This is a genomic window from Streptomyces amakusaensis, assembly GCF_039532665.1.
In the GTDB taxonomy this organism is placed as follows: domain Bacteria; phylum Actinomycetota; class Actinomycetes; order Streptomycetales; family Streptomycetaceae; genus Streptomyces; species Streptomyces amakusaensis.
This window is the reverse complement of record NZ_BAAASB010000018.1, coordinates 135,054-144,227: the sequence shown is the minus strand read 5'-3', so window position 1 is coordinate 144,227 and position 9,174 is coordinate 135,054. Positions and strand designations below refer to the sequence as shown.

The 9,174-nt window shown below is 70.3% G+C and carries 6 protein-coding genes and 1 CRISPR repeat array; of the genes, 3 read left to right on the top strand and 3 right to left on the bottom strand.

What is annotated here, in order from left to right:
- Positions 1–79: 79 nt before the first annotated feature.
- A complete protein-coding gene (locus ABD371_RS28005; protein ID WP_344482754.1) occupies positions 80–529 on the bottom strand; it encodes a hypothetical protein in 450 nt (149 codons plus the stop codon).
- A gap of 152 nt (positions 530–681) precedes the next feature.
- Positions 682–1,137 carry a peptidoglycan-binding domain-containing protein gene (locus ABD371_RS28000; protein ID WP_344482751.1) on the bottom strand — a complete coding sequence of 152 codons (456 nt, stop codon included), beginning with the start codon at positions 1,135–1,137 and terminating at the stop codon, positions 682–684.
- A 2,595-nt stretch (positions 1,138–3,732) separates the two neighbouring features.
- Positions 3,733–4,433: a CRISPR direct-repeat array (repeat unit 29 nt; unit sequence CGAACGACCCCCGCGCGGGCGGGGACGAC).
- 815 nt (positions 4,434–5,248) lie between these two features.
- Here ABD371_RS28000 and ABD371_RS27995 point away from each other — a divergent pair.
- Positions 5,249–5,623 carry a hypothetical protein gene (locus ABD371_RS27995; protein WP_344482748.1) on the top strand — a complete coding sequence of 125 codons (375 nt, stop codon included), beginning with the start codon at positions 5,249–5,251 and terminating at the stop codon, positions 5,621–5,623.
- Positions 5,620–5,862: a hypothetical protein gene (locus ABD371_RS27990; RefSeq protein ID WP_344482744.1), complete on the top strand. Its 243-nt coding sequence runs from the start codon at positions 5,620–5,622 to the stop codon at positions 5,860–5,862. The genes ABD371_RS27995 and ABD371_RS27990 overlap by 4 nt, the downstream gene beginning before the upstream one ends.
- A gap of 493 nt (positions 5,863–6,355) precedes the next feature.
- On the opposite strand, the gene ABD371_RS27985 is transcribed toward ABD371_RS27990, so the two are convergent.
- On the bottom strand, positions 6,356–6,529 hold the full coding sequence (locus ABD371_RS27985) for a hypothetical protein (RefSeq protein WP_344482741.1): 174 nt from the start codon (positions 6,527–6,529) through the stop codon (positions 6,356–6,358).
- 1,092 nt (positions 6,530–7,621) lie between these two features.
- On the opposite strand from ABD371_RS27985, the gene ABD371_RS27980 reads away from it, so the two are divergent.
- Positions 7,622–9,022: an isopeptide-forming domain-containing fimbrial protein gene (locus ABD371_RS27980; protein ID WP_344482738.1), complete on the top strand. Its 1,401-nt coding sequence runs from the start codon at positions 7,622–7,624 to the stop codon at positions 9,020–9,022.
- Positions 9,023–9,174 lie beyond the last annotated feature (152 nt).

Genomic DNA, 9,174 nt, shown 5'->3' with positions numbered 1-9,174 from the left:
ACAGGCCGTGCACCGGACGGGCTCGGAGTCGTCACTCATCCATCCAGGATGACGGAGGATCCCCGGCCGAGGGTGGGATTCACCAGACCTTCGCTGGCGAAGTGGCGGCTACCGTCCGGCCATGAGCGCCTGGACCGACATAGCCACCGCCAGCGGCCCGTCCTGCGTGCGCGGGCGGGGCGGTGCGTTCCCTCGGTGCGCCGGGGGCCTTGCTCGCGTCGGCGATGGCATCCGCGCGATTCGGGGTGTGCCGGTACCGGGGCTGGTCCTGTCCGGTCCGATATGCCCGGCGTGCCTCTGTCTCGGCTTCCCCTCTCCGCCGCAGCCAGCGGAGGGGGCTGGTGCGGTACTCCGGCAGCGCCTGCTCGACCGCCTGGAGCTCGGCGAAGGCGAGCACGAAAGCCGCCGTGTCCAGCTCGCCCAGATCCACCGTGTCCAGGAACCTGCGCCGGGTGCGCTCGATGCTGGCTGCCAGCGGTGTCCGGACCTTGTCGGTGCCGGCGACCAGCCCGGCTTCCACGATCGCCATCTCGGTCTGGGGTGCCGCGGGCTTCGTACAGCCCGGCCGACCGGGCTGTCGAGCGACCCCGCGCGGGCGGGGACGACGACTCGGCGAAGATCAAGCACGCCTTGACCGAGGAGCGACCCCCGCGCGGGCGGGGACGACCGTCTAGCAGCCTTCTAGTCCATGGGCAGCGTGTTGGCGAACGCCGCGAACGCGGCCTTGGTCCCGGACCCGGCGATGCCGTCGATGGCCCCGGAGTAGAACCCGTTGTTCCTCAGGAACTGCTGAAGGGCCTTGACTGTTTTGGGCCCCACGATGCCGTCGATGGCGTCGGTGTAGCCGTAGTGACGCAGAAGACGCTGCATGGCCTGCCAGCTGGCCGTTCCGAGCAAGCCGTCGAGCGCTCCCGTATAGCCCCAGTCGTAGGCGAGCCAGAGCTGGACCCTCTTCGCCTGCGATGTGCTCAGCCCGAGGTTGACCACCTCGGTGGCCGAGGCGGGCACGGAGGCCGCGCTCTGGGACCTTTCCGGCGTTACCGCGATGGCGGTGCCGGAGGCCGCCAGGCTCCCGGTGGTGATTCCGGCCAGGGCCGTGGCTGTGGCGAGTGCCTTCACCAGCCTGCTCGATCGCATGTGGTGTCCTTCCCATGACAACCCGCAGCGCGGGCGACCTTCCTGGACGCGGACGACTGTGGCATGGGTTCCCTCGCGCGCGGGCCGGGATCGTGAAGGATGGCCGGTAGTCGCCGCACCACACGGGGCAGGGGCAGGCCAGGGGGTAGAGGGGCCGACGTTCATGAGCGCGCCCCGGGGCAGGCCGACCCCCGCGCGGGCGGGGACAACGTGAAGACCACCACCACCTACATCGTCCGTCAGGGCCGACCCCCGCGCGGGCGGGGACAACACAGCATGATCACGTGACAACGCCCCAGGTCAGGGCCGACCCCCGCGCGGGCGGGGACAACCACGTGTCGGGAATCCAGTCCCACTCAGCGGGGGGCCGACCCCCGCGCGGGCGGGGACAACCCTTCCTGACCTGGGGCGTTGTCACGTGATCATGCTGTTTTCCTTTACATGCTTCACGACCGTTCCCAGAGTCTGCTGGTGTGTCAGTGCCAGTGGTACTGGGCTTTGGTAGCACCGTATCCGTCGGCATGGCGGTCGCGTCGGCGGATGCCTGTACTGATCGTGCGGTGCGTTCCCTCGCTGCGTCGGGGGCCTTGCTCGCGGCAGTGATGGTCGGCCGCCGAGCGTCCGTGGGGTTCGGGTTGTGCTGGTACTGGCACCGGTTGTCCTGCCCGGTCCGTACGCCCGGCGTGCCGCTGTCTCGGCTTCCTCGGTATGCCCGAGGGCTGGTGCGGAACTCCAGCAGCGCCCACTCGACCGCCTGGAGCTCGCTGTGGGCGAGCACGGAGACTGCTGGGGCCGGGTCCGTGTCCAGCTCGCCCGGGTCCACCGAGCTCCGGGCGGTCGCGCCGGATGCGCCCGATGTCGGCCGCCAGCGACGCTCGGACCTCGGCGGCGACGGTCACCAGCCCGGCCTCCACGATCGCCACCGGCGACACACCTCGCCCACCCGGCCAGCCGGGGCTGTCGAGCCACCCCGCGAGGGCGGGGAAGACCGCTGGATACCGTCAAGCGGGAACTTGACGAACGAGCGACCCCTGCGCGGGCAGGGACGACTCGGTGCCGACACCGGGGATGCCATGGACCAGCGAACGACCCCGCGCGGGCGGGGCGGATACCGATCGCTGGTACCGGGATCTTGAAAAGGGCGAACGACCCCCGCGCGGGCGGGGAGGACGGCGAGAAGTGGGACCCGACCGTGCGCGAGTACGAACGACCCCCGCGCGGGCGGGGCGGACGCCGTGCGGGACGCGCCGAAGCGCTCACAGAGCGAACGACCCCCGCGCGGGCGGGGCGGACGCGGAATCCGTCGGCCATCAAAGTTCGCGGCACGAACGACCCCCGCGCGGGCGGGGCGGACACTTCGTGACCTGGGGTGTTGTCGCGTGATCATGCTGTTTTCGTTTACATGCTTCACGACCGTTCCCAGAGTCTGCTGGTGTGTCAGCGTCAAGTGCTGCTGGGCTCTGTTAGCACCGTATCCGTCGGCATGGCACCCTCGCCGACGGATGCCTGACTCACCGCGCGGTGCTTTTCCTTGGTGTGTCGGGGGCTGGCTCTCCGTCTCAGCTTCTTTCGTACGTCCGAGCAGGCCGAGGGCGCTGGCGCGGTACTCCAACAGGGGCTGCTCGACCGCCTGGAGCGCGGCGAAGGCGATCACGACGCTGCCGCAGCCGGGTCCGCGTCCAGCTCGCCCGGATCCACCGAGCCCCGGGAGCCCGTGCCGGGTGCGCTCGCTGCTGGCCGCCAGCAATGTCCGGACCTCGACGGTGCCGGCGAACAGCCCGGCCGACCGGGCTGGTCGAGCGACCCCGCGCAGGCGGGGACAACGGCATGAGCGCGCTGGCGTACTACTGGGCCAAGGAACGACCCCCGCGCGGGCGGGGACAACCCGGGTGTCGACGTCGGCCTCTACGTGTCCCTGCGAACGACCCCCGCGCGGGCGGGGACAACCACAGAAGAGCCCCGGGCCGGGCGGCTCGGGGCGAACGACCCCCGCGCGGGCGGGGACAACTCGGTGACGGAGGGGCCCAACGTAGTGCAGGGGGAACGACCCCCGCGCGGGCGGGGACAACCCTTCCTGACCTGGGGCGTTGTCACGTGATCATGCTGTTTTCCTTTACATGCTTCAGGACAGCTCCCGGGTGCTGCTGCGGTGTTGCCGACACCAGACAGCACCGTATACGCCAGTCCTGGTCACCTGCATGCGTCTGCGCCGAGGACCAGAACCACCCACACCGGCACGCCGCCAGCGGACCACGGAGGCGACTGCCCGCCGTCCCCGGGCCGCAGCCAGGGGGACGGCGGGCCAGGTCGACACGGCTCAGCTCGGCGGCCACGCGATCACCACCCCTGCCGTGTCGTCGTGCAGCGGGCGCACGGCAAGTTCGGGCAGCCGGTCCACGGCACGGCACCTGCTCGGTCCGGGCCGTGGCCTGCTCGCGCAGCTGCTCCAGCCGCGCCGCCAGCAAGTACTCGGTTACGCGCTTCCTCGCCGTGTCGACGGCCTTCGCCGCCGCGACGGCGACCAGCCCGGCCTCCACGATCGCCACCTCGGTATGGGGGTGCCGCAGGCTTGTACAGCCCGGCCGGCCGGGCTGTACAAGCGACCCCCGCGCGGGCGGGGCAGACAGCAGCGAGACGTGCGCGCAGGACGACGACTCCGAACGACCCCCGCGCGGGCGGGGCAGACGCCTGCGGGTCCAGTGGTGCGTATCGCATGGGGGAACGACCCCCGCGCGGGCGGGGCAGACGTGCCGGGAAATCACCCGGACGAGACGTAGCCCGAACGACCCCCGCGCGGGCGGGGACGACACTTGCTCACCCCGCCTACCGTGCGGGGGACACGAACGACCCCCGCGCGGGCGGGGACGACAGGAGCGAGCCCACCGCTGTGGGGAGCTGGCCCGAACGACCCCCGCGCGGGCGGGGACGACGAGTTGATGGCGCTCGCCGAGAGGGCTGATGCCGAACGACCCCCGCGCGGGCGGGGACGACGGCGGTGCACTCGGCCGGTGGGAGTCCCGCCGAGAACGACCCCCGCGCGGGCGGGGACGACGGCGGTGCACTCGGCCGGTGGGAGTCCCGCCGAGAACGACCCCCGCGCGGGCGGGGACGACCGCAGGAGAACGAAGACCCGGGCATCAGCCTGCGAACGACCCCCGCGCGGGCGGGGACGACGAGGGGCAGATCCTGGACACCGGTGTCTATGACGAACGACCCCCGCGCGGGCGGGGACGACACCCCGGCCCGGCGCGCGGTGCGGACGGCGGCCGAACGACCCCCGCGCGGGCGGGGACGACACTTCCTGACCTGGGGCGTTGTCACGTGATCATGCTTTTTTCCTTTACATGCTTCACGACCGTTCCCAGATTCTGGTGGTGGGTCAGCGCCGGTGGTGCCGGGCTCTGGTAGCACGGTATCCGTCGGTATGGAGCTTGTGCTGGCGGACTGTCTGTTACTCACCGTGCGGTGTGTTCCCTCGCTGCGTCGGCGGCCTTGCTCACGACGCCGACGTCCGTGCGGTTCGGGTTGTGCTGGTACCAGAGCCGGTTCTGCCCGGTCCGATATTCCCGAGCAGGCCGAGGGCGCTGGTGCGGTAATCCAGCAGCGCGGTCTCCACAGTCTGGCGGACGGCGTGGGCGAGCTCGGACACTGCTGCGGCCGGGTCCGTGTCCAGTTCGCCCCACGCCCACCGAGCCCCGAGGTTCTCGTGCCGGGGTGCGTACGATGCCGGCCGCCAGCCACGTCCAGACCTCGGCTGCGACAGCGACCAGCCCGGCCTCCACGATCGCCACCTCGGTCTGGGAGTAGCCGGAGAACTGCGGACAGCCCGGTCGATCGTGCTGCGATCAGCCACCCCGCACGGGGGCCGGACGGTGCTCTGGCCGACCGCGCGAGCGCCCTCGGCCGCGTCCGGGTGGGCGACGCCTTCGACTGGAGGCACCCGTTCAGTCGACTGGACGTGGACGGCGACGCAGAGGCTTCCGGGGGGTGCCGCCGTGCCGGGGTGAGCGGGCGAACGCATGTCCGCCGGCTGGGGTCTTCCCGTTCCCGGGCACGGTGCGGGTGCGCTGTCGGTAGCGTGGCGGGAGACCTGAGAGGGAGCGTGAGCGTCATGGCCGAGCCGGTGCCGTACACCCCGGACCTCGAGGATGAGGAGGAGGCGGTCGTCCAGCGGATCAGAGCCCAGCAGGCCGGGTTCGCGGAGCTGGACCGTGAGCCCCGGCCCGATGTACCGGGCCCGGTCACCGTCGATGTGCATGGTGAGCGGTTCGTGGTGCCTCTCACGGTCGGGGATGTACGGGCCGCGCTGTCCGCCGAACTCCGTCCCCTGTTCGACGGGGAGATCGCCGCGGCTGCGCCTGCCACGGTCGGGCCGCTGGTGCGCAAGTGGGCCCTGGAGGTCATCCCGGGTGACGAACTCGACCGTGTGGATGTTCTGCTGCGGGCGGAGCGGCAGGCCGCCGGGCTGGGGACGGCCGCCGCGTGAGGTACCGGATCGCCTTCGCACCCGCCGCCGAGGAAGCGCTCGGCAAACTCGCCTCCCCCACCGGTTTCAGGACGGCCGTGGCCCGCACCCTCGGCACCGACCCCTACGGACACGGTTCCACACCGGTGGGCGGTGACAAGGACCGGCGCGAGGCCGTGGTCTCCCGGGTGATCGTCCGCTACATGGTCTCCACCAGGATCCTGACCGACACCGTCGTACGCCTCATCCCCGAACCGTAGAAACACCGGCGTGCGCGGACGCTGCCGGAACAGGGCCCGCGTCCAACTCGACCGGATCCACCGAGCCCCGGGAACTCGTGCCGGGCACGCGCGCTGTCGGCCACCAGCGACGTCCGGACCTCGGCGATGCCCGCGACCAGCCCGGCCTCCACGATCGCCACCTCGGTCCGGCACACCAGCGGGCAGGGACGGCGTGCCGAAGGTGCTGGCGATGGCCGATCGATACGAACACTCCCCGCGCGGGCGGGGACGACCTTCGTGACCTGGGGTGTTGTCGCGTGATCATGCTGTTTTCCTTTACATGCTTCACGACCGTTCCCAGATTCTGCTGGTGTGTCAGCGTCAAAGTGGCACCGGGCTCTGGCAGCACCGTATCCGTCGAGAGGGCGGTCGCGTCGGCGGATGTCTGCACTGACCGCGCGGTGCGCTCCCTCGCTGCGTCGGCGATGGCGTCCGTGGGGTTCGGGTTGTGCTTGCACCAGCACCGGTTGCTTTACCCGGTCCGGTACCCCCGGCGTGCCTCTGTCTCGGCTTCCGAGATCCGGCTCAGCCGGCCGAGGGCGCTGGCGCGGTCCTCAGGCAGGGGCTGCTCGACCGCCTGGAGTTCGGCGTGGGCGAGCGCGGACACTGCTGCGGCCGGATCCGTGTCCAGCTTGACCGGATTCACCGAGCTCCGGGAGCTCGTGCCGGATGCGCGCGATGCAGGCCACCAGCGACGTCCGGACCTCGGCGGCGACAGCGACCAGCCCGGCCTCCACTTTGGCCGCCTCGGTCCTGCACCAGCCACACACCCCTGCCGACCGGGCTGTCGAGCGACCCCGTGTGGACAGGGACAACCTCGCCCTCGATCGGACCCTCGTGCTCGTCGTCGAGCGCCCCCGCACGGCCAAGATCTCCGCCGCCGAGCTGGAACGACCCCCGTGCGGGCGGGGACGACGCGCAGCCCCTGAGCGTCGACCTCGACTTTGACGAGCGACCCCGCGCGGGCCGGGCGGACCTCTTCCCTCACCGGATCAGGCCACTGATGCCCTCCAGAGTTCCCACCACCGGCGCCTGGGGCAAGATCCTGACCATTCCCGGACCAGCTCCCTGCCGATCACTCCAACCCCTGCTGGTTCCGCAGGTCAGCACCACCATGCTGCGTGTACCACCAGCAGACAAAAAACTTGCTTGTGTCGTACTCGCCGAAGAAGCTGGGCTTCTTCTAGGCACCGCAAAAGGGTGCCTGACCAGTTGTTTTCCCTGTCAGGCACCCTTCGTTTCATGCTTCTACTCGGAGAGTGGACATTCGGCGTCGCTCCCGATTTCCCCCACCCGCATCCCCTGCCCTTCGCATTACGGAAGAGGCAACCGTCAAAAAGCTGCCGCCATGTTCAACGCCGGTTACTCCTTCGTTCCCGCCCAGCCGTGCCACCAGGCCGGAAGCGTCAACTTCACCGGCGGCCGATTCACTCTGAGCGGTGATAGCCGCAGAGGTTCAGCGGAGACCTTCGGCCATGACAGGTCGGGCAGGAGCGAGTGGGGGGACGCATGGGGTGGCTGCGGTTGTCTTGGTCTCACGCATGAAGGCGTGGAGGGAGTGGCTCCGGGGGCGGTTTCCGCAAACGTGAACCACCAGATTGGCCTGACCCGATCACTCAGCACTTTACGCGTCCACAAGGATGCGTTGCGCTATGGAGCGTTTCCGCTCCGCCACGGCGCGCAGAGGTGCGGTCGATCGGCGGCGCATTCCAGCAGCGTCGACTCGAGGGGAAGAACCATGACGACACCTCCTGCCGCTCCGCTCCGGGTTGCCCTGGTCAATGGCAGCTTTGAACAACCCGTAGTGACTGGTGTGGAGATCCTGCCGGACGCCTCACAGACGCAGGCGTCCAAGTGGGTCCCGGGCTGGCTCACCACCGCCTCCGATCACAGGATCGAGCTGTGGCATTCGGGCTTTCAGGGAGTGCCGGCAGCCCACGGCGTTCAGTTCGCCGAACTCAACGCCAATGAGGTCTCCACTCTCTACCAGGACCTGCCGACCACCCCTGCCTCGAAGCTGTACTGGCGGCTGTATCACCGCGGTCGCCAGGGGGACGACACCATGGCGCTGGACATCGGCGCGCCGGGCTCCACAGTGGAGCAAAGGCGCTTCACCGACGGGAACACCGCCTGGGGCTACTACACCGGCACTTACACCGTCCCGCCAGGCCAGACACTGACGCGCTTCGCCTTCCGTTCCATCTCTGCCGCCGGCGGCAACCGCGGCATCGGGAACTTCCTGGACGGCATCTTCTTCGGGACCGCTGCTTACGTGGTGCTCGACAAGACCGCCATTCCCGCGGGGCCGCTGGAGGTCGGCGACGTCGTCACCTACCGCATCACCGCCAAGAACGAGGGCGGAGGCGGTGCCGAGAACCTCGTCCTGACCGATGCGATCCCCCAGGGCACGACGTATCTGCCCGGCTCTCTGCGCATCGTCGACGGCCCGAACGCCGGAGCGAAGAGCGACGCTCAAGGCGACGACCAGGCGTACTACGACACGCGGGCGAACAAGGTCGTCTTCCACCTCGGCAACGGCGCCACCGCCGCGGACGGTGGCATCCTGCCCAGCACCGAGACCGTGCCGGCGGGGACCACGGTGGAGTACCGGGCCACCATTGACCGGGCCAGCGGCGGCAAGCAGATCAGCAACACCGCAACCGCCTCCTACGAGAACCGGCTCGGCAACACGCCGGAGCCTCTGACAGCGACCTCCAACGAGCAGGTCACACAGGTCAAACCGGCTGCCGACCTGTCCGTGACGAAGGCGGCCGACGCCACCACCGTGACCGTCGGCCAGACGGTGACCTACCGCGTCACCGTCCACAACGCCGGCCCGAACGACGCCACCGGCGTCACCGTCACCGACCAGCTCCCCGACGGCCTCGCCTTCCTGTCCGCCGAGGACCCCGGAAGCTACGCCCCGGCCACTGGGCTGTGGACCGTGGGCCGGCTGGCCAACGGTGCCACCGCCACCCTCGTGCTGCGGGCCAAGGCCACCAAGGCCGGTCTGGTCAGCAACACCGCCACGGCCACCGGCGGCGAAAGGGACCCCAGCACAACCAACAACACCGACACCGTCAGTGTCTGTGTCGAACCGGCTCCCTCCTGCTGCGACCCCTGCGCCGGCCAGGGATAGTCCCGCACCACATCGCCGCGAGGGCCTTGCCGCGCCAGGGTCCGGCCGGACGGCCGCCGGATACGCCCTCTGCGGGCAGCGGCGGCGCCGGAGGGCGGGGCGGACAGGACCGCGTTCACCACGGCGGGCCGGCCGTTCCCGATCGAGACGCT